The following is a 20,775-nucleotide window of genomic DNA, read 5'->3' as shown; positions in this document are numbered from 1 at the left end:
AGTTGTGCCGCCAGCACAACGAGAAGGCCTTTTGATGCTTCCGGGCGCACGATGACACCCCGGTTGGCGTAGCCCACCGTGGTAAGCAACACACCAAGCAGCCGTGCGCCCGGAAAGGATCGAACATCGTGCGGATCGCCGTCCCTCGCGAGATCAAGAACCACGAGTACCGCGTCGCGCTGACCCCGGCCGGCGCGCACGAGCTGGTCACCCGTGGCCACGACGTGTTCGTCCAGGCCGGCGCCGGCGCCGGTTCCTCCATCCCCGACGAGGACTACCTGGCCGCCGGCGCGAAGGTGCTGGCCACGGCCGACGACGTGTGGGCCGAGGGCGAGCTGGTGCTCAAGGTCAAGGAGCCGATCGCGCCGGAGTACCCGAAGCTGCGTGCCGGCCAGACCCTGTTCACCTACCTGCACCTGGCGGCCGACCGCCCGCTGACCGACGCGCTGATCGCGTCCGGCACCACGGCGATCGCCTACGAGACGGTGCAGACCGCGAACGGCGCGCTGCCGCTGCTGGCCCCGATGTCCGAGGTCGCCGGCCGCCTGTCCGCGCAGGTCGGGGCCTACTCCCTGATGCGCCCCTCCGGCGGCCGCGGTGTGCTGCCCGGCGGCGTTCCCGGTGTCCGCCCGGCCCGTGTCGTGGTCATCGGCGGCGGCGTCGCCGGCGTGAACGCGGCGACCATTGCCGCCGGCATGGGCTCCGACGTGGAGATCCTGGACACCAACGTGGACCGCCTGCGCCAGATCGACGCGCAGTTCCACGGCCGCGTCCGCACCGTCACCTCCAACCGCTACGCGCTGGAGCAGGCCGTGCTGGAGGCCGACCTGGTGATCGGCGCGGTGCTGGTGGCCGGCGCGAAGGCGCCCAAGCTGGTCAGCAACGAGCTGGTGTCGCGGATGAAGCCGGGCTCGGTGCTGGTCGACATCTCCATCGACCAGGGCGGCTGCTTCGAGGACTCGCGTCCGACGACCCACGACGACCCGACCTACCAGGTGCACAACTCGGTGTTCTACTGCGTGGCCAACATGCCGGGCGCGGTGCCGAACACCTCCACCTACGCGTTGACCAACGTGACCCTGCCGTACGCGGTCGCGTTGGCGGACAAGGGCTGGCAGCAGGCGCTGCACGACGACAAGGCGCTCTCGCTGGGCCTGAACGTGCACGATAGCAAGCTGGTCAACGAGCCCGTCGCCGTGGCGCACGGGCTCCCCCACGCCCCGCTGAGCGAAGTCGTCACCATCTGAGCCTAGCTCGGCATTCTGGGAACAGGCCGGTCGTGCGAACAGCGCGGCCGGCCTGTCGTCTGTTGATGGACTGTTGAAAGACTCCTCATATCGTCGGTTCACATCTGAGCGTTACACGTCTAGCGTCGGTGACCACTTGGGCACGAACCCTGCCTCGGACCAAGGAGTCACCAGATGTCACGACGTTTCCGCGCACTCGCACTGGCCGCGGCGCCCCTGCCGCTGCTGGCCGCGGCCGCTCTGGCCGGGCCTGCCGCCGCGCAGACCCAGCCGCTCGTCTCCGTTCCCGGCAACGTTTCCCCCGCGCTGTCGCACAGCCAGCGCGACGGCGCGGTCGACGCCAACGCCAAGATGTCGGTGTCCGTTGCCCTCAAACTGCGCAACAGCAGCGAACTGGACAAATTCATCGCCGACGTGAGCAACCCTCACTCGCCGCGACACGGGCAGTTCCTCACGCCCGCCCAGTTCAAGGACCGTTTCGCGCCCACTCAGTCCGCGGTGGACAGTGTGTCCAACTTCCTGCGCGGGCAGGGACTTGCCATCACCAAGGTCAGCGACAACCGCCAGCTCGTCACGGTCCAGGGCAGCGCTGCCCAGCTCCAGACGGCGTTCGGCACCTCGCTGAGCCGCTACACCGACACCGCGCAACACCGAGACTTCTTCGCCAACGACTCCGCGCCCAAGCTGCCGGCCGACGTGGCCGGCGTCGTGCAGGGTGTGGTCGGCCTGGACAACCACACCGTCAAGCACAAGAACTCCGCGTCCCGCAAGCCCGCCGCGCCCTCGGGCTACAACCCGAGCCAGCTGCGCGGCGCGTACGACACCGGCTCGCTCGGCACCGGTTCCGGCCAGACCGTGGCGCTGTGGGAGTTCGACGGCTACCAGGCGTCCAACATCGTCCAGTACAGCAAGCAGTTCAGCCTGAACTCCTCCGCGCCCAAGACCGTGTCGGTGGACGGCGCCAGCTACGACTCCAGCCCGGGCGGCGGCCAGGGCGAGGTCGAGCTGGACATCGAGATCGTCAACGCGATGGCCCCGGCCGCGTCGACCGTGGTGTACGAGGCGCCCAACAGCGACCAGGGCGAGGTCGACATGGCCAGCCAGATCGCCAGCGACAACAAGGCGTCCGTGGTCTCCATCTCGTGGGGCTCGTGCGAGCCCGACACCACCGACGCGGCCATCACCGGCACCAGCAACGGCATCAAGCAGGCCACCGCCGAGGGCATCAGCTTCTTCGCCGCCTCCGGTGACGACGGCTCCAAGGACTGCACCCGCAGCACCACCGGCGGCAGCGTGGACGCCGTCGACTACCCCGCCTCCGACCCCAACGTCACCGGCGTCGGTGGCACGCACCTGACCGTCAGCGGCAGCAGCTACGGCTCCGAGTCGGCGTGGAACGGCTCCGGCGGCGGCACTTCCACCAAGTTCGACGCCCCCAGCTGGCAGACCGGCTCCAACGGCAAGCGCACCGTGCCGGACGTGTCCTCGGACGCCGACCCCAACAGCGGCTACGCCATCTACTCCGCCGGCAGCTGGCAGGTCTACGGCGGCACCAGCTGCGCCGCCCCCATGTGGGCCGGCTTCGCCGCCCTGTACGGCGCCAAGCTCGGCGCGGCCAACCAGGCCCTGTACGGCCTGAAGGGCACCGGTTTCCACGACGTGACCTCGGGCAGCAACGGCACCTTCAAGGCCGGCCAGGGCTACGACCAGGTCACCGGCTGGGGCTCCTACGACGGCGCCAAGCTCGCCGCCGCCCTCAAGGGCTGACCCACAACACCGCTCGGAAAGGACCATTCCTCACACCCAACGTGAGAAATGGTCCTTTCCGACACTAGGAAGGGACCATTCCTCCACTCGGAGTGGAGGAATGGTCCCTTCCCAACTTCACAGGCTTGACGAGACCGGGGTTTTGGCGGTAGAGGCGCGCCAGATGAGGAAGCCGGCCACGAGGCCGCCGGCCAGGACGGCGGCGGCGCCCCAGAGCTGGCTGACCGTCAACGCGGCGGCGAAGGCCTGTTCGACCTGGCCCACCAACGACGGGCCGGCGGCGGCCTCGGCGGCGGGGAGGGACTGGGCGGCGGAGGGCCCCAAGCCGGCGGGCAGGCCGGCGGCGAACCAACCGGCCAGCACGGAACCGAGGACCGCCACGCCGAGGCCGTCGCCGATCTCCGCGAGCATGCCGCTGACCCCGGACGCGGTGCCGGCCCGCTCCAAGGGAATGGACCCCATGAAGGCGGTCGCGGCCGCCGGCCCGGCCAGCCCGAAACCGGCCCCGAGCAGCACGATCCCGGCGGCCAGCGGCAGGTAGCCGAGCCCCGAGGTCAGGGCCACCAACGCCAACCCGACGGCCCCACAGGACATGCCGATGGCCAGCGCCAGGGGCACGCCGAGGCGCTTGACCAACGGGGCGTTCAACCACGTGCTGACGACGAGCATGCTGACCGGCAACGGCACCAGCCGCAGCCCAGCCTCCAGCGGACCGTACTTCATCACGAACTGCAGGTACTGGGTGAGCAGGAACATCGACCCGGCGTTGCCGAACGCCGCCAGCACCGAGCCGCCGACGGCGCCGCTGAACATGCGGTTGCGGAACAGGGTCAGGTCCAGCATGGGCGCGGCGACCCGCAGCTCCCACCACGCGAACACGGCCAGCGCAACGATGCCGACGGCGGCGGGACCGAGCACGTCGACGGAACCCCAGCCGTGCCCGGGAATCGAGATCACGCCGTACACCAACGCGATCACCGCGACGGTGGACAGCACCGCGCCGAGCACGTCGACGCGTCCGCCGGCGGGATCGCGGGATTCCGGCACCAGCACCAGCACGGCGATGAAACCGAGCGCCGCCACCGGCACGTTGACCAGGAACACCGAGCCCCAGAAGAAGTGCTGGAGCAGGAAGCCGCCGATCACCGGCCCGATGGCGACGCCGACGGACAGCGCGGCGGTCCAGATGCCGATGGCCCGCGGCCGCTCCTCCTCGTCGAAGATCTGCATGACCACGGCCAGCGTGCCGGGCATCATGCACGCCGCGCCCAAGCCCATGAAGCCCCGAGCGCCGATCAGCATGCCGGCCGACTGCGAGTAGGCGGCGACGAGCGACCCGACGCCGAACACCACCAGCCCGATCAGCACGAACCGCTTGCGCCCGAAGCGATCGGCCAGGCTGCCGGCGGTCACCAGCAGCCCGGCCAGGGCCAGCACGTACGCGTTGATCATCCACTGGATGTCCGACGTGCTGGCCGACAGCTGCGTGGACAGCGTCGGCACGGCCACGTTGAGGATCGTGTTGTCCAGCACCACGGTGAGCAGCGCCAGGCACAGCACGCCCAGGATCGGCCAGCGTTGCGGATGCCGTTGGGCCGCCACAGTGTTCTCCCCCCGGAGGAAACCTCGGACCCCCAGCGTAGGCCGTCAGCCCACGAAGCCGGCCAACCGGTCCACCACGTCCACCGGCGACGGCATGGCGTGCAGCTCGGACCGGATCTTCCGGGCGTTGGCCTGCCACTGCTCGTCGCCGAGCAGCCGCTCGATCAGCGCGACGTCCACGTCGGCCACGACGGCCCGCTGCCCGAGCCCGTTGGCCTGCACGGTGTCGGCGTTGATGAACTGGTCCGCCCCTTGCGGCACAACGATCTGCGGGATGCCGGCGTCCACAGTGGTCATCGTGGTGCCGGCGCCGCCATGGTGGATCGCCGCGTCACACGACGACAGCAGCATGCCGAGCGGCAGGTAGCCGACGGGGCGGACGTTGCCCGGAAGTTCGCCCAGCGAGGAGATGTCCACATCGCCCAGCGCCAGCACGAACTCCGCGTCCACCTTGCTCGCGGCGGCGACGATCGGCTCCAGCATGCCCAGCCCGAAGCCGGGCACGACGGTTCCGAGCGTGATGAGCACCCGGCGGCGGTCCGGCTTGTCCAGCAACCACTCCGGCAGCACGGAACCGCCGTTGTACGGCACGTACCGCATCGACCACACGTCGGCCGGCTGCTCCGCCTCGCCGCGCACGCTCGGCGGCGTGACGTCGAACCGCACGGCCGGGGCCGGGGCCTCGGCGACGCCGTGCCGCTCGAAGTACTCGTGCAGCTCCTCGTAGGTGGCCTTCCGCATATCGGACAGGCCACGGTCCTGGCCCATGCCCAGGTTCAGCATCACCAGCGGCACACCCAGCTTGCCGGCGGCCAACTGGCCGGCGGCCTGCATCGGCGTGTGCACGATGACGTCCGGCTGCCACTTCTCGGCCACCCGGACCACGGTCTCCAGCGTGGGCTCGGAGACCTTGGCGAACATGCGCAGCGCGACCTCGACGGTCCGCTGCAGGTCGTTCCGCGCGGCCGTCATCTGCTCGCCCATGCGAGCGCCGAGACCCATGAAGATCTCGCGGTAGTCGGTCCCCGGCGACGCGTCGACGACCTGCAGGCCCGCGTCGGACACCGCGTCCACGGAGCCGCCGGTCGCGTAGAGGACCTCGTGACCGGCGGCCCGTGCGGCGTGGGCGAACGAGATGGTCGGCAGGATGTGTCCCAGACCGGGGGACGTGGTGATCAGAATGCGCATGACTGGTTCTCCCTCCCTGTGCCGACCATTTAACTCACAGACTAAGAGATCTGTCCACCGAAATTCTTAGTCAGTCGCTCGGCCACCGAGGACGGCGAGGGCATGGCGTGCATCTCGGCCCGGATCCGCCCCGCGGCATCCCGCAGCGACTCCTCGGTGAGCAGCCGCTCGACCAGCTGGGCGTCCAGCTCCTCGTCGGTCACGTTCAGGCCGCTGCCGGCGGCGGCCACGGCCGCCGCGTTGAACGGCCCGTCCGCGCCCTGCGGCACGATGATCTGCGGCACGCCGGCGTCGAGCGCGGTCAGCGTGGTGCCGGCCCCGCCGTGGTGGATCACCGCGGCGCTGGTGGCCAGCAGCGGGCCGAGCGGCACGTAGCCGGCCAGCCGCACGTTGTCCGGCAGCTCGCCCAGTGAAGACGTGTCGGCGTTGCCCAGCGCGACCACGAACTCGGCGTCGATCTTCTCCGCCAGCACGGCGATCCGCGCCACCGGCCCGATGCCGGTCATCATCGGCGCCACCGTGCCCAGCGTGACGGCGATGCGCGGCCGCCCCGGGCGGGTGGCGGTCAGCCAGCCCGGCAGCTGCCCGCCGCCGTTGAACGGCACGTAGCGCATCGGCCAGCCGTCCTGCTCCGGCTGCACGCTGCGCGGCGCGACATCCAGGTGCACGTCCGGATCCGGGATCTCCTCGACCCCGTAGCGCTTGAAGATGTCCGCCTGCATGCCGGCGAACAGGCCCAGCACCTGCTTGTTCTGGGCGATGCCGATCGCATGCGACACGGTCTTCGCCCCGACGGCGTCGGCCGCGAGCAGCGCGACGACGTGCATCGACTCGTAGAGCACGACATCGGGCTTCCAGTCGCGGGCCAGGCCGACCAGGCCGTCCACCATGGCCTCGGCCAGGCCGTTGAACAGGCGGAACGCCGGGTGGTCGCGCAGGTTCTCGCGATCGAGGGTGAACGGACGGCCCTGGGTGCTGCTGCGGAACGCCTCGCCGGCGTTGCCCCCGACCAGCGAGCGCATGTCCAGGCCGGGCGCCACGTCGTAGGAGGGCAGGCCGGTCCGGGCGACCGCGCCCATGTCGCCGCCGGTGGCGAACAGCACCTCGTGGCCGGCGGCGCGCAGCGCCCACGCGGCCGTGACGAGCGGGAAGAGGTGGCCGTGTCCGGCCAGTGCAGTGACGAGCACGCGCATGGTTCAGCCCACCAGTTCCTCGAGTCGGGAGACGAGCGCGGCCGGCGCCGGCTGGCCGGCGATCTCGGTGCGCACCTCGGCGGCCGCGGCGGCCAGCGAGGCGTCGGTCAGCAGTCGGGTCAGGTCGTCGGCGTCGACCTGCCGCACGTCGGTGTCGACCTCGAAGCCGACGCCGCGCTTGGCGACCTCGTGGGCGTTGGAGAACTGGTCCGCGCCCTGCGGCACGACCAGCTGCGGCACGCCCAGCGCCAGCGCGGTCATGGTGGAGCCGGAGCCGGCGTGGTGGACCACGGCGGTGCTGGTGTTGAGCAGCGCGTTCAGCGGCGTGTACGGCACGGGCCGCACGTTTGCCGGCAGTGCGCCGAGCTGGTCGGCATCGGCGTCACCGAGCGTGACCACGAACTCGGCGTCGATGTCGGCCACGTCGGTCAGCCACTGGAGCGGCCCGAGGCCGCCGAAGCCCGGCAGCACGGTGCCCAACGTGACGACGACCCGCGGGCGGTCGGGACGGCGCAGCAGCCAGTCCGGCAGCTGGCCGCCGCCGTTGTACGGGACGTACCGCATCGACCAGCCGTTCTCGGGCGTGGTGCCCATGCTCGGCGGGGCCACGTTGAGCAGGCCGCGCCGCTGCGGCGGGCCGTCCGCGCCGTGCCGGCGGTAGGTGTCGGCTAGCGCCTCGGCGAACTGCGTGCCCCGGTCGAGCGGGCTGGACAGCCCGAACGACTGCTCGACCGCGGGGATGCCGAGCTTGGCCGCGGCCAGCGGGCCCGCGCCCTCCATCGGCGAGTGCAGCACCAGGTCGGGGCGCCATTCGTCGGCCAGCTCGACCACGGCGTCGGCCACGGCCTCGGACATCGGCACGAACAGCCGGACCCCGACCTGGCTGAGCCGGTCGAACTCGCCGCTGCGGGACGCCTCCTTGATCTGGCGCTGGATCTCCTTGATGTCCTCGGTGCCGCGGACGCGGTCCAGCATGCTGCCGAACTTCTCGTGCTTGACCGTCTCCACGACGTGCAGGCCGGACGCGGCCAGCATCGGCACATGGTCGGGGCTGCGGCCGGACATGGCCAGCAGCACCTCGTGGCCGGCGGCGCGCAGGGCCCACGAGATCGGGACCATCGGCAGCATGTGGCCGAGGCCGGGCGACGCGGTGACCAGGACCCTCATCAGGTACCCCCCAGGTGAAAGAGATGGGATGTACCCACAATTTAGCGGGCAAGCGAAGGTCGCGTCGAGGAGGGTGTGGATGTGGTCCCGATCACGGCATCTGGGCATGAAAGAGCGGCCCGCTCAACCAGCCTGGGGGTCACTGGGAGCGGGCCGCCGAGAACAGCTTAGGGTCTCGGACGCCGATTTGCCTCATGTTTGGACGAGATCCGTCGAAAAAATCTTGTCCGCCGCCACTCCAACGGGTGAACGAGCGTGCAAACGGGTGAAACCCTGCCTCGCAGACTGTGCGAACTGACCCGATCGGCCGATGTGTGACGGGTGTGTGCCGCCAGCCTGACAGTCACTCGCGTGGCACCCCGTGGAGCCTGACGGAGATGCCTGATGAGTGAACCCCGTTGGTGGGTGGACTGCCTGGACCCGTTCGGCCGGGACCGGGCGATGACAGTGCTGGTGGAGCACGACCAGGTGGTGCTGGTGGCCCCGCCCGGCGAGACGGCGGTGATGTCGCCGCAGCAGACCAGGCGGCTGCACCACGCACTCGACCGGGCGGCTGGGGATCTGGGGTTGAGCTGATGAGCACTGTGGACGACGGGATGCGGCGCGCCGTGCTGCGCCGGCTGGCCGCGCTGGACCAGGCGGCTGAGCAGACCAATGCGGGCGGCACCCTCGCCCCGCTGGCGCGCGCCGAGCTGCAGCGGCTGGCCGACGGCTGGCGGCTGCTGCTGGAGGTGCACACCGCCGACGAGGACGGCCGCTGCCGGGCCTGCCCCGGCCGGCTGCGCAAGCGGCGCTGGCCGTGCAAGGTCTGGCTGCTGGCCCACCAGCACCTGATCGGCGCCGGCACGCCACCTCCGCAGCCGCAGCGCAGCGGGATGTTCGGCGGGGTGTTCGGCGGCCTGTTCCGGCGCAACGGCCGGCACAGCAAGCAGACCAACGGCGGGCCGGTGCAGGGCGTGCGCACGCCGCCGCTGCCGGTGGCGGCGCGGCGGACCATGACGCTGCCGCCCGAAGTGCCGGCCGAGATGACCGTGGAGCTGCCGGTGCTGCGCCACGCGCTGCCGCCCGCGCCCAGCTACACGCCGATCACGCCGGCCAGCCCGCCGCCGGCCATCGCCAGCTCCGGGCCGTTCGCCATCGTGGACGACCCGACCTGGCCCGCGCCCGGCGAGTACGCCGACCGGCCCGACGCCCCGGCGCTGGCCAGCCTGGACCCGATCGGCGCGTTCGGCGGCGTGCTGCCGGCCCCGCCGCAGGCCCCGCCCATCCAGCCGCTGGAGGACACCATGGTGTCGGAGACGATCGTGTCCGAGACCGTCGTCGCCGACGTGATGCCGTCCCGGTTCGAGCTGCTGGGCGAGCCCGACGCGGAGACCGAGGAGATGCGCCGCGTGCTCGAGGACTACTGGCAGGGGTCGACCACCGTGCAGTAGCCCGCGGGCAGGATGGGACCGGTGAACTGGCTGACCGCACCGGGACATCTGCTCGTCTGCGACCTCGACGGCACGCTGCTGCGCTCCGACACATCACTGTCCGACGCCGCCCGCGACGGGCTCAACCGCCTCGTCGCGGCCGGCGTCGCGCTGACGATCGCCAGCGCGCGCAGCACCGCCGCGATGCGGCCGATGCTGCCTGGCGTGGACCTGGGCCTGCCGGTCATCGAGCACAACGGGGCGTACATCTCCGACCTGCGCACCGGGCAGCACCTCGTCACCAACGCGCTGGACCCGGCGATCGCCGGCCGGGCCGTGGAGCTGCTCGGCGACACCATCGTGACCACCTGGGACGGCGCACGCGATCGGGTGCACTTCGGCCCGGACCTCAACCCCGGCGCGGGCTGGTTCATCGGCGAGAAGCGCCGCTACCGCGACCCGCGGCTGACCGAGACCGCCGACCTGAGGGCCGTGGCCGACCGGGAACAGGTCGTCATGCTGTGCTCGTACGTGCCGGACGAGGACGCCCCGGCCGTGGCGGCGCGGGTGCAGGAGGCCATCGGCGAGGGTGCCCGGGTGTGGGCGGCGCTGAACTCGTACAGCGCGGGCTGGTCCGAGGTCGTGGTGCAGAGCCCGTTGGCCACCAAGGGCGCGGCCATCCTGGAGCTACGGCAGCGGCTCGATCTGGACGGCGAGATCACCGTCTGCGGCGACCACGTCAACGACCTGCCCATGTTCGCCGTCGCCGACCGTCGCATCGCGCCGGCCAACGCCCAGCCGGAAGTGCGGGCAACAGCCTCGGTCGTGACGGGAACCAACGACGATGACGGCGTCGTCACATATCTGACGGATCAGCTGGCGATCTCACGGCGAGCGACCGCCGAATAGGGTATGACCAGGGCACGCACCGGCACCGGGAGGAACACGTGCACGACGGCAGTGGCCGGATCGTGGTGCAGGGCCTGAGCAAGCAGTTCGGCCCGATCACCGCGGTCAACAACCTCAGCTTCACCGTGGAACCCGGGTCGGTGACCGGCTTCCTCGGGCCGAACGGGGCCGGCAAGACCACCACCCTGCGCATGCTGTTGGGCCTGGTGCGGCCGACCGCCGGCGGCTCGACGATCAACGGCCTGCCGTTCGACCAGCTCGGCAACCCCGGCCGCGTCGTCGGGGCCGTGCTGGAGGCGCAGGGGTTCCACCCGACCCGCACCGCCCGCAACCACCTGCGTGTGTACGCCGCCGCCATGGGCGTGCCGGACCAGCGGGCCGACCAGGTGCTGGAGCTCGTCGGCCTTTCCGAGGTCTCACGCCGTGGCGCCGGCGGCTTCTCGCTGGGTATGAAGCAGCGGCTGGCCCTGGCCACCGCGCTGCTCGGCGACCCCCAGGTGCTGGTCCTCGACGAGCCGGCCAACGGCCTCGACCCCGAGGGCATCGCCTGGCTGCGGACCTTCCTGCAGTCCTTCGCCCGCACCGGCCGCACCGTGCTCATCTCCAGCCACCTGCTGGCCGAGGTCGAGCAGACCGTGGACCAGGTCGTGATCATCAGCCGCGGGCAGACCGTGTACTACGGCTCCCTGGACTACCTCCGGCAGTCGCAGCAGAGCCGGGTGCTGGTGCAGGCGGCCGACCCGCAGGCGCTGGTCGTCAAGCTCCAGGAGGCCGGCGTCAACGCCATCGAGCAGACGCCCGACGGCCGCCTCGCCATCACCGGCGTCGACCGCAAGACCGTCGCCGACCTGGCCATGGCCGCCGGCATCGCGCTGTACGACATCCAGCAGGAGACCGTCGACCTGGAGCAGCTGTTCTTCCGGCTGACCCAGGGGCAGTACACCGGTCAGCAGCCCGGCTACGGCGCACCGCCGCCCGGGTACGGACCGCCGCCCGGCGGTGGCTACGGGCCGCCGCCGCAGGGGTACGCCGCCCCGGGTTACGCGCCCGGCACGCCGCCCCAGGGCTACGCGCCGCCCGTCGACCCGAACCAGGCCTACACGCAGCAGCCTTCGCAGGGTTTCCCGGTGCCGCAGGCCACTCCGCCCCAGGGCTACGCCGCCCCGGGTTACGCGCCCGGCACCCCGCCTCAGGGCTACGCGCCGCCCGTCGATCCTCAGCAGTACCAACAGCAACAGCTCGGCCAGCAGTACGGCGGCCAGCCCTATGCGCCGCCCCAGGACCAGCAGCAGCCGCCCGCCGGCGGTTGGGGAGGTAACGCCTGATGGGCCGGCTCATCTCCGCCGAGTTCCGCAAGATCCTCACCACCAAGATGTGGTGGGCGCTGCTCATTCCCACCGTGGCGCTGGCCGCCCTGTGGAGCATCGGCGGCAACGCGCTGATCGGCGCCGTGCTCGACCAGATCAACAACAACACCGTGGTGGCCCAGCTGCGGCTGGACTTCAACCACCTGCCGTGGTCCACCCTGATCTTCGCCCGCACGGTGAACATCAGCGCCATCTTCCCCATCGTGTTCGGGGCGCTGGCGCTGTCCAGCGAGATCAACCGGCGGACCATCACCACCAGCTACCTGACCGCGCCCAACCGCGGCAGCCTGCTCACGGCCAAGCTCATCACCTACGCCGTGTGGGGCCTGGTGTTCGGCGTCGTCATCTCCGCCGTGGCCAGCATCGGCATGCTCATCGCCTCCCGGCCCGAGCAGCTGCCCGACGCCGTGAGCTGGCTGGAGATCGCCGCCTCCGGTGTCGTGTCGTGCATGCTCTGGACCCTGCTCGGTATGGGCGTCGGCGCCCTGTTCGGCAGCCCCATCGCGTCGATCATCTCCCTGCTGCTCTACACCCTGCTGGTGGAGAACCTGATCGGCTCCCTGCTGCCCGGCAACTGGCCCGGCATCCTGATCAACGGCTCCGCCGACGGCCTCACCGGCTCCGTCGCCTCGCAGCTCGTGGTGGCCAAGGTCCCCAACATCGGCGGCCTCATGACCGGCGAGGCCCAAACCCTGTTCTCCGACCTCATCCGCACCGCCGCCGGCGCCCGCGGCGCCTTCGACTGGTGGATCAGCGGCCTCATCTTCGCCGCCTGGGCCGGCGTCTTCGCCGTCGGCGGCTGGCTCATGAGCAAAACCCGCGACATCACCTGACGTAACCGCCTTTTTCGCCACGTGAGTGGCTCAGTTCGCCTCCAGGGCCACCTGAGCCACTCAGGTAAGCGGAATTGTGGCCCGTCATGATCAAGCTTAGGCACCGTAAGTTACTTCTGTGTCCGAACAAAAGGGATGGGTGCGGCGGCTGGCGGCGGCGTGCTGGCGGCATCCGGTCGTGGTGGTGCTGTCGCTGGGCGCGGCGGTGCTGGGCGTGGGCCAGCAGGCGGTGGCGCCGCTGGTGGTGCGGCTGGCGGTGGACGACGCGGTGGCCGGCACGACGACGCGCCTGGGCTGGCTGATCGGGGCGCTGGTGGGCATCGAGGTGCTGACCTTCGTGACGGCGTTCCTGCGCCGCTACCTGGGCGGACGGCTGGCGCTGGACGTGCAGCACGACCTGCGCAGGCAGGTGTTCGCGGCGGTGCAGCGGCTGGACGGCGGCAAGCAGGACGAGCTGCGCACGGGGCAGGTGGTGTCCCGCTCGATCAGCGACCTGAACCAGGTCCAGGGCCTGGTGATGATGGTCCCGTACGCGCTGGGCAACATCGCCTTCGTGCTGGTGGCGGTGGGCGCGATGCTGTGGCTGTCCCCGTTGCTCACGGTGATCGCGCTGATCGTGGTGCCGGCGGTGGTGTACGTGGCGCTGCGCAGCCGCAAGACCCTGTTCTCGGCGACCTGGCACGCGCAGCAGCAGGCGGCCGACGTGGCGCAGCACGTGGAGGAGACGGTCACGGGCGTCCGCGTGGTGAAGGGCTTCGGCCAGGAGGGCCGGGAGATCAACGGCCTGGAGGCGCGGGCTCGCCGTCTGTTCTCGTTACGGATGCGCGCGGCCCGGCTGACCGCGCGGCCGACGGCGACGCTGGGCGCGATGCCTCTGTTCGGGCAAATCGCGGTGCTGGGCCTCGGCGGCTGGCTGGCGATGAACGGCCAGGTCACGCTGGGCACCTTCCTCGCGTTCGCCAGCTACGTGACGGGTCTGCTGGGCCCGGCCCGGTTCCTGGCGTCGGCAATGGTCACGGCGCAGGTGACGAAGGCGAGCGTGAACCGGGTCGACGAGCTCATCGACTCGCAGCCCGATGTGCGGGACGGCGGCGAGGACGTGCCGGAAGGCCCGCTGTCGGTGGAGCTGGACGACATCACCTTCGGGTACGCGCGCAGCGAGCCGGTGCTGGCTCATGTGAGCCTGAGCGTCGAACCGGGCGAGACGCTCGCGCTCGTGGGCACGGCCGGCTCCGGGAAGTCGACCGTGTCCCTGCTGCTGCCCCGCTTCTACGACGTGCACAACGGCGCGATCCGGGTCGGCGGCGTGGACGTGCGGCAGCTGAAGCTGCACTCGCTGCGCAACGCCGTGGGCGTGGTGTTCGAGGAAGCGTTCCTGTTCTCCGAGACCATCCGAGGCAACATCGCATACGGGCGACCGGATGCCACCGAGGCGGAGGTCGAGGAGGCGGCGCGCGCGGCCGAGGCCCACGAGTTCATCCAGGCGCTGCCTGACGGCTACGAGACGACAGTCGGCGAGCGTGGCCTCACGCTGTCCGGCGGTCAGCGCCAGCGCATCGCGTTGGCCCGCGCGCTGTTGTCGGCGCCGCGCGTGCTCGTGCTGGACGACGCGACGTCGGCGGTCGACGCCGTCACCGAGGCAGCGATCCACGACACGCTCAAGGCCGTCACGGCGCAGCGCACCACGCTTCTAGTGGCGCACAGGCGTTCCACGCTCGCACTGGCCGACCGCATCGCGGTGCTGGACGGCGGTGGCGTGGTCGACGTCGGCACCGAGGAGGAGCTGAACGAGCGCTGCGCGCTGTTCCGTGAGCTGCTGGCCGGCCCCGGTGAGGCGATCGAGGACACCGCACCGGTGGATGTGGCGTCGGCGGAGCTGTGGCCCGAGGTCGCGCCCGAGGAGCCGGACGTGCCGAACCTCGTGCCGCTGCCCGAGGCGACGGAACAGCCCGACCTGAGCCCCGACACCATTGGCACGGGCCGCAAGTTCGGCTTGGCGTCCCTGCTGCGGCCGGTGCGCTGGGCGCTGGTGCTCGTGGGCGCGCTGGTGACGGTCGACGCCCTCAGCTCCATGGCGCTGCCGGCGCTCGTGCGCTTCGGCGTCGACGACGGCGTCACGCGTGGCGCGCTGGGCGCGCTATGGGTGGCGACGGGTCTCGGCGCGGGCATCGTGGTCGTGAACTGGATCAACGCGCGCCTGGAAACGGTGCTCACGGCCCGCGTGGGCGAGCGGCTGCTGTACGCGCTGCGCGTGCGGAGCTTCACGCACCTCCAGCGGCTCGGCCTCGACTACTACGAGCGTGAGCTGGCCGGCCGGATCATGACGCGGATGACCACGGACGTCGACGCCCTGTCCACGTTCCTCCAGACCGGACTCGTTACGGCGGCGGTGAGCGCGCTGACCATCGTGGGCATCGCGGTGGCGCTGCTGGTCACCGACATGGGTCTCGCGCTGGTGGCGATGACGGCGATCCCGTTCCTGGCCGTGGCGACCTACCTCTTCCGCAAGGCGTCCTCGGAGGCGTACGCCCAGGCGCGTGAGCGGGTCAGCGTGGTCAACGCCGACCTCCAGGAGAACGTGTCCGGGCTGCGCGTCACGCAGGCGTTCACGCGTGAGCAGCACTCGGCGCGGGAGTTCGGGGAGCGAAGCCTGGCTTACCGGAGCTCGCGGCTGCGCGCGCAGCGCTACATCGCCACGTACTTCCCGTTCGTGGCGCTGCTTTCCGGCGTGGCGCAGGCGGCGGTGCTGGCGGTCGGCGCGTACCGCGTGGCCAACGGCGACCTGAGCGCCGGCGCGCTGCTGGCGTTCCAGCTGTACCTGGGGCTGTTCTTCGCGCCGGTGCAGCAGCTGTCCGGCGTGTTCGACGGCTACCAGCAGGCCATGGTCGGCCTGAAGCGCATCGGCGAGCTGCTGACCACGCGGTCGTCGATCGTGCCGCCGTCCGCGCCCGTGGCCGTGCCGTCGACGCTGCGGGGCGAGATCGAGCTGCGTGACGTGACCTTCCGCTACGAGGGCGCCGCGACGCCGGCGCTCGATCGTGTGAGCCTGCACGTCCGCGCCGGCGAGACCGTGGCGCTGGTCGGCCGCACCGGCGCGGGCAAGTCGACGCTGGTGAAGCTCGTCGCCCGGTTCTACGACGTGACCGACGGTTGCGTGCTCGTGGACGGCGTCGACGTGCGTGACTACGACCTGGACGGCTACCGCGGCCGACTCGGCGTCGTGCCGCAGGAGGCGCACCTGTTCGTCGGCGACGTCGCCGACAACGTCCGCTACGGCCGGCCTTCGGCGTCACGCGATGAGGTGACGGCGGCGGTGCGGTCGGTCGGGGCGCTGCGGCAGGTCGCCGGTCTGCCGCAGGCCATGCACCAGCAGGTCGGCGAACGCGGTCAGTCCCTGTCGGCCGGACAGCGGCAACTGGTAGCGCTGGCCCGCGCCGAGCTCGTGGATCCGGCTGTCCTGCTGCTCGACGAGGCCACCGCGGCCCTGGACCCGGCCACCGAGGCCGCCGTGCTGGCCGCCAGCGAGCACCTGGCCGGTCGCCGCACCACCTTCGTCGTCGCCCACCGCCTGGCGACGGCAGCCCGCGCGGACCGGATCGTGGTGCTGGAACAGGGCCGCATCGTCGAGCAGGGCACCCACGCCGAGCTGCTGGAGGCCGGCGGCCGCTACGCAGACATGTGGCGCACCGGTACTCACATGGACGACGACGAGGCAGCCTGAACCTGCTTCATAGCTGCCCGAGAGCGGGACTCGCGGATGTCAGGGCTCGAACCCCCGCGAGTCCCGCTCTCCGGCATACCGAGTCACGCTCTCGGGCAGGCGGGTTCACGGTTGCGATCACCCGAAACTGCACGTGCGGGACTGTGCGACAAGTCGAAACGTGGTTCCGGACACAATCGTTACCGGTGCAAGTGCATGGCTTGAACGATCAAGTACCCTAAGCCATCCTCAACAGCCCCGGTCAGAAGCCCGAACAGGTGAGATGATCTGGATTGATCATGTGATCCACCTGACGTTGTGCCCGCTCGGCTGTGTGTGAAGCGACCTGCGTGGAGTACTAGCCTTGCTGGCGGAGTGAGTCAGTACAAATAGCGAGATAGATAGAGGCGAGCGCCAGCCGTGTCCAGCTCCAGCTCTGCGTCGCAGTTCGGCCCGAACGAGTGGCTGGTCGAGGAGATGTACGACCAGTTCCTCGCCGACCCGTCATCCGTCGACCCGGCGTGGCATGACTTCTTCGCCGACTACAAGGCGACGCAGCGCACGACCGCCGGCGCCACCGCCGTCAACGGCACCACCGCCGCCACCGCGACCGCGACGACGACCACCGCGCCCCCGGCCGCGCCGGCCAACGGCCACGTCGCCGCCCCGCCGGCCGCGCCGGCCCCGGCCGCGACCCCGACGCCGGCCCAGACCACCCTGCCGAGCACCAAGCCGACTCCGGCCGCCGCGGCCACCGCCGCGCCCGTGAAGCCGGCCGCGGGCTCGGAGGTGAAGGTCCTGCGCGGCGCCGCCGCGGCGATCGCCCGCAACATGGACGCCTCGCTCACCGTGCCGACCGCCACCTCCGTGCGCGCGGTCCCGGCGAAGCTGCTGGCCGACAACCGCATCGTCATCAACAACCACCTGAAGCGGACCCGCGGCGGCAAGGTCTCCTTCACCCACATCATCGGGTACGCGCTGGTCAAGGCGCTCGAGTCGTACCCGAACATGAACAACAACTACGGCGTGGTCGACGGCAAGCCCTCGATCATCACGCCGGAGCACGTCAACCTGGGCCTGGCCATCGACCTGCCCGGCAAGAACGGCCAGCGCACGCTCGTGGTCGCGTCCATCAAGCACTGCGAGACGATGACGTTCACGCAGTTCTGGCAGGCCTACGAGGACCTGATCCGCAAGGCCCGCGGCGGCGGCCTGACCGCCGACGACTTCGCCGGCAGCACCATCCAGCTGACCAACCCGGGCACCATCGGCACCAACCACTCGGTGCCGCGGCTGACCGCGGGCCAGGGCGCGATCCTCGGCGTCGGCGCCATGGAATACCCCGCGCACTTCCAGGGCACCAGCGAGAAGGCCCTGATCGAGATGGGCGTCAGCAAGATCATGACGCTCACCTCGACCTACGACCACCGCATCATCCAGGGCGCCGAGTCGGGCGAGTTCCTGCGCCGCATCCACCAGCTGCTGCTGGGCGAGAACGGCTTCTACGACGACATCTTCACCTCGCTGCGGCTGCCCTACGAGCCGATCCGCTGGGTCGAGGACCTGCCCGAGGGCGCGGTCGACAAGACCGCCCGGGTGATCGAGCTGATCGACGCGTTCCGCTCGCGCGGCCACCTGATGGCCGACACCGACCCGCTGAACTACCGGCAGCGCCGCCACGAGGACCTGGACGTGCTCTCGCACGGCCTGACCCTGTGGGACCTGGACCGCGAGTTCGCCGTCGGCGGCTTCGCCGGCCAGGAGAAGATGAAGCTGCGCGACATCCTCGGGGTGCTGCGCAACTCCTACTGCCGCACCGTCGGCGTCGAGTACACGCACATCCTGGAGCCCGCCGAGCGGCGCTGGCTGCAGGAGCGGGTCGAGGTCGTGCACGACAAGCCGCCGGCCACCGTGCAGAAGTACATCCTGTCCAAGCTCAACGCGGCCGAGGCCTTCGAGACCTTCCTGCAGACCAAGTACGTCGGTCAGCGGCGGTTCTCGCTGGAAGGCGGCGAGACGCTGATCCCGCTGCTGGACGCCGTGCTGGACAAGGCGGCCGAGCACGAGCTGGACGAGGTCGTCATCGGCATGCCGCACCGCGGCCGCCTCAACGTGCTGGCCAACATCGTGGGCAAGCCGATCTCGCAGATCTTCCGCGAGTTCGAGGGCAACCTCGACCCGGGCCAGGCCCACGGCTCCGGCGACGTGAAGTACCACCTGGGCGCCGAGGGCAAGTACTTCCGGATGTTCGGCGACGGCGAGACCAAGGTGTCGCTGGCCTCCAACCCGTCCCACCTCGAAGCCGTCGACCCCGTGCTGGAAGGCGTGGTCCGGGCCAAGCAGGACCTGCTGGACAAGGGCGGCGAGGGCTACACCGTGCTGCCCGTGGCGATGCACGGCGACGCCGCGTTCGCCGGCCAGGGCGTGGTGGCCGAGACGCTGAACCTGGCGCTGCTGCGCGGCTACCGCACCGGCGGCACCGTGCACGTCGTGGTGAACAACCAGGTCGGCTTCACCACCAACCCGGAGCACTCGCGCTCGTCCAAGTACTGCACCGACGTGGCCAAGATGATCGGCGCGCCGATCTTCCACGTCAACGGCGACGACCCCGAGGCCTGCTACTGGGTGGCCAAGCTGGCCGTCGACTACCGCGAGACGTTCCACAAGGACGTCGTCATCGACATGATCTGCTACCGCCGCCGCGGCCACAACGAGGGCGACGACCCCTCGATGACCCAGCCGGCGATGTACGACATCATCGACACCAAGCGCTCGGTGCGGAAGACCTACACCGAGTCGCTGATCGGCCGTGGCGACATCTCCGTGGACGAGGCCGAGAAGGCGCTGCGTGACTACGCCAGCCAGTTGGAGCACGTCTTCAACGAGGTGCGCGAGCTGGAGAAGCACCCGGTCAAGCCGACCAACTCGGTCGAGTCCGAGCAGCAGGTGCCGGCCAAGGTGCCGACCGCGGTCAGCGCCGAGACGGTGGCTCACATCGGCCAGGCCCAGGTCGACCTGCCCGAGGGCTTCAACGCCCACCCGCGGGTCAAGCCGGTGCTGGAGCGGCGGGCCGCGATGGCCCGCGACGGCGGCATCGACTGGGGCTTCGGCGAGCTGCTGGCGTTCGGCTCGCTGGTCATGGAGGGCAAGACGGTCCGGCTGTCCGGCCAGGACTCCCAGCGCGGCACCTTCGGCCAGCGGCACTCGGTCGTCATCGACCGCAAGACCAGCGCCGAGTACACGCCGCTGCAGAACCTGGCCGAGGGCCAGGGCAAGTTCATGGTCTACGACTCGGCGCTGTCCGAGTTCGCCGCCGTGGGCTTCGAGTACGGCTACTCGGTGGCCAACCCGGACGCGCTGGTGCTGTGGGAGGCGCAGTTCGGCGACTTCGTCAACGGCGCCCAGTCGATCATCGACGAGTTCATCTCCTCCGGCGAGGCCAAGTGGGGCCAGCGCGGCAACGTCGTGCTGCTGCTGCCGCACGGCCTGGAGGGCCAGGGCCCCGACCACAGCTCCGGCCGCATCGAGCGGTTCCTCCAGCTGTGCGCCGAGGGCTCGATGACCGTCGCCGTGCCGTCCACCCCGGCCAACTACTTCCACCTGCTGCGCCGGCACGCGCTGGACGGGGTGAAGCGGCCCATGGTCGTGTTCACGCCGAAGTCCATGCTGCGCCTCAAGGCCGCCGCCAGCCCGGTGGAGGACTTCACCAACGGCCGGTTCATGTCGGTCATCGACGACCCGACGCAGCCCTCGCCCGAGCAGGTCGACCGGCTGCTGCTGTGCAGCGGCAAGATCTACTACGAGCTGGCCGCCGAGAAGGAGAAGCTGGGCGCCACCAACGTGGCCGTGGCCCGCATCGAGCAGCTCTACCCGCTGCCCGAGCGCAAGCTGAAGGCCGTGCTGGACCGCTACCCCAACCTCACCGACATCCGCTGGGTCCAGGAGGAGCCGGCCAACCAGGGCGCGTGGCCGCACCTGGGCCTGGTCATCCCGGAGGCGCTGCCGCAGGTGCAGGGCAAGCTCACCCGCGTGTCCCGCCGCCCCATGGCCGCCCCGGCCTCGGGCTTCAGCAAGGTGCACGAGGTCGAGCAGCGCGCCGTGGTCACCAAGGCCTTCAGCTGACGCTGTGGTTTCCGACGGCCGGGTTCCTCACGGAGCCCGGCCGTCGTTCGTTTTTGAGGAGCTACCTGTGTACTTCACCGACCGTGGCATCGAGGAGCTGGAGCAGCGCCGAGGCGACGAGGAGGTCACCCTGGCCTGGGTGGCCGACCGCCTGCGGGCCTTCGTCGACCTCAACCCCGAGTTCGAAACCCCCGTCGAGCGCCTGGCCACCTTCCTGGCCCGCGACGACACCGACGACATCGACTGAGTTTTTGCCGCGCGTTCCGCG

14 protein-coding genes are annotated in these 20,775 nt (G+C 70.7%); 10 read left to right on the top strand and 4 right to left on the bottom strand.

Going from position 1 to position 20,775, the window contains the following annotated elements; genetic code table 11:
* Nucleotides 1-128 precede the first annotated feature (128 nt).
* Both ald and AB0M73_RS00370 read left to right on the top strand, forming a co-directional pair.
* Nucleotides 129-1,247, top strand: coding sequence for an alanine dehydrogenase (gene ald / locus AB0M73_RS00375; protein ID WP_363885162.1), 1,119 nt, complete (start codon nucleotides 129-131; stop codon nucleotides 1,245-1,247).
* A gap of 174 nt (nucleotides 1,248-1,421) precedes the next feature.
* Nucleotides 1,422-3,014, top strand: coding sequence for a S53 family serine peptidase (locus AB0M73_RS00370; RefSeq protein ID WP_363885160.1), 1,593 nt, complete (start codon nucleotides 1,422-1,424; stop codon nucleotides 3,012-3,014).
* A gap of 117 nt (nucleotides 3,015-3,131) precedes the next feature.
* Here the strand turns inward: AB0M73_RS00370 and AB0M73_RS00365 are convergent, their stop codons facing one another.
* From AB0M73_RS00365 to AB0M73_RS00350, 4 genes are read right to left on the bottom strand one after another with little or no spacing between them, the layout of a single operon-like run.
* The gene (locus tag AB0M73_RS00365; protein WP_363885158.1) at nucleotides 3,132-4,616 is read right to left on the bottom strand and encodes an MFS transporter; all 1,485 of its coding nucleotides are present in this window, start codon (nucleotides 4,614-4,616) and stop codon (nucleotides 3,132-3,134) included.
* A 45-nt stretch (nucleotides 4,617-4,661) separates the two neighbouring features.
* A complete protein-coding gene (locus tag AB0M73_RS00360; protein WP_363885156.1) occupies nucleotides 4,662-5,804 on the bottom strand; it encodes a nucleotide disphospho-sugar-binding domain-containing protein in 1,143 nt (380 codons plus the stop codon).
* 41 nt (nucleotides 5,805-5,845) lie between these two features.
* Complete coding sequence (locus AB0M73_RS00355; RefSeq protein WP_363885154.1) at nucleotides 5,846-6,997, bottom strand: nucleotide disphospho-sugar-binding domain-containing protein; 1,152 nt, start codon at nucleotides 6,995-6,997, stop codon at nucleotides 5,846-5,848.
* 3 nt (nucleotides 6,998-7,000) lie between these two features.
* Nucleotides 7,001-8,164 carry a nucleotide disphospho-sugar-binding domain-containing protein gene (locus AB0M73_RS00350; RefSeq protein WP_363885152.1) on the bottom strand — a complete coding sequence of 388 codons (1,164 nt, stop codon included), beginning with the start codon at nucleotides 8,162-8,164 and terminating at the stop codon, nucleotides 7,001-7,003.
* Between the two features lie 384 nt (nucleotides 8,165-8,548).
* Between AB0M73_RS00350 and AB0M73_RS00345 the strand changes: the two genes are divergently transcribed.
* From AB0M73_RS00345 to AB0M73_RS00310, 8 genes are all read left to right on the top strand, one after another.
* Nucleotides 8,549-8,740: a hypothetical protein gene (locus AB0M73_RS00345; RefSeq protein WP_043722096.1), complete on the top strand. Its 192-nt coding sequence runs from the start codon at nucleotides 8,549-8,551 to the stop codon at nucleotides 8,738-8,740.
* Nucleotides 8,740-9,597, top strand: a complete 858-nt coding sequence (locus tag AB0M73_RS00340) for a hypothetical protein (RefSeq protein ID WP_363885149.1) — start codon at nucleotides 8,740-8,742, stop codon at nucleotides 9,595-9,597. Before AB0M73_RS00345 ends, AB0M73_RS00340 begins: the two co-directional genes overlap by 1 nt.
* A 21-nt stretch (nucleotides 9,598-9,618) precedes the next feature.
* Entirely contained in the window at nucleotides 9,619-10,485 is an 867-nt protein-coding gene (locus AB0M73_RS00335) for an HAD family hydrolase (RefSeq protein ID WP_363885147.1), read from the top strand.
* Between the two features lie 38 nt (nucleotides 10,486-10,523).
* Nucleotides 10,524-11,810, top strand: coding sequence for an ABC transporter ATP-binding protein (locus AB0M73_RS00330; protein WP_363885145.1), 1,287 nt, complete (start codon nucleotides 10,524-10,526; stop codon nucleotides 11,808-11,810).
* Nucleotides 11,810-12,685, top strand: coding sequence for a hypothetical protein (locus AB0M73_RS00325; RefSeq protein ID WP_363885143.1), 876 nt, complete (start codon nucleotides 11,810-11,812; stop codon nucleotides 12,683-12,685). Before AB0M73_RS00330 ends, AB0M73_RS00325 begins: the two co-directional genes overlap by 1 nt.
* A 118-nt stretch (nucleotides 12,686-12,803) precedes the next feature.
* A complete protein-coding gene (locus AB0M73_RS00320) occupies nucleotides 12,804-16,406 on the top strand; it encodes an ABC transporter ATP-binding protein (RefSeq protein WP_363885140.1) in 3,603 nt (1,200 codons plus the stop codon).
* 399 nt (nucleotides 16,407-16,805) lie between these two features.
* Nucleotides 16,806-20,507 (top strand): multifunctional oxoglutarate decarboxylase/oxoglutarate dehydrogenase thiamine pyrophosphate-binding subunit/dihydrolipoyllysine-residue succinyltransferase subunit, encoded by a 3,702-nt coding sequence (locus AB0M73_RS00315; protein WP_363885138.1) that lies wholly within the window; start codon nucleotides 16,806-16,808, stop codon nucleotides 20,505-20,507.
* Nucleotides 20,508-20,574: 67 nt separating this feature from the next.
* Nucleotides 20,575-20,754: a DUF6104 family protein gene (locus AB0M73_RS00310; RefSeq protein ID WP_363885135.1), complete on the top strand. Its 180-nt coding sequence runs from the start codon at nucleotides 20,575-20,577 to the stop codon at nucleotides 20,752-20,754.
* Nucleotides 20,755-20,775: the final 21 nt, after the last annotated feature.

The sequence above is a fragment of the Kutzneria sp. NPDC051319 genome (assembly GCF_040682195.1).
In the GTDB taxonomy this organism is placed as follows: domain Bacteria; phylum Actinomycetota; class Actinomycetes; order Mycobacteriales; family Pseudonocardiaceae; genus Kutzneria.
This window is presented reverse-complemented; position numbering and strand designations above follow the sequence as displayed.

Bases quoted from the DNA above. Each gene is read 5' to 3' on its own strand.
- AB0M73_RS00370 (WP_363885160.1), top strand. From the start codon at position 1,422: ATGTCACGACGTTTCCGCGCACTCGCACTGGCCGCGGCGCCCCTGCCG.
- AB0M73_RS00360 (WP_363885156.1), bottom strand. From the start codon at position 5,804: ATGCGCATTCTGATCACCACGTCCCCCGGTCTGGGACACATCCTGCCG.
- AB0M73_RS00355 (WP_363885154.1), bottom strand. From the start codon at position 6,997: ATGCGCGTGCTCGTCACTGCACTGGCCGGACACGGCCACCTCTTCCCG.
- AB0M73_RS00350 (WP_363885152.1), bottom strand. From the start codon at position 8,164: ATGAGGGTCCTGGTCACCGCGTCGCCCGGCCTCGGCCACATGCTGCCG.
- AB0M73_RS00345 (WP_043722096.1), top strand. From the start codon at position 8,549: ATGAGTGAACCCCGTTGGTGGGTGGACTGCCTGGACCCGTTCGGCCGG.
- AB0M73_RS00340 (WP_363885149.1), top strand. From the start codon at position 8,740: ATGAGCACTGTGGACGACGGGATGCGGCGCGCCGTGCTGCGCCGGCTG.
- AB0M73_RS00325 (WP_363885143.1), top strand. From the start codon at position 11,810: ATGGGCCGGCTCATCTCCGCCGAGTTCCGCAAGATCCTCACCACCAAG.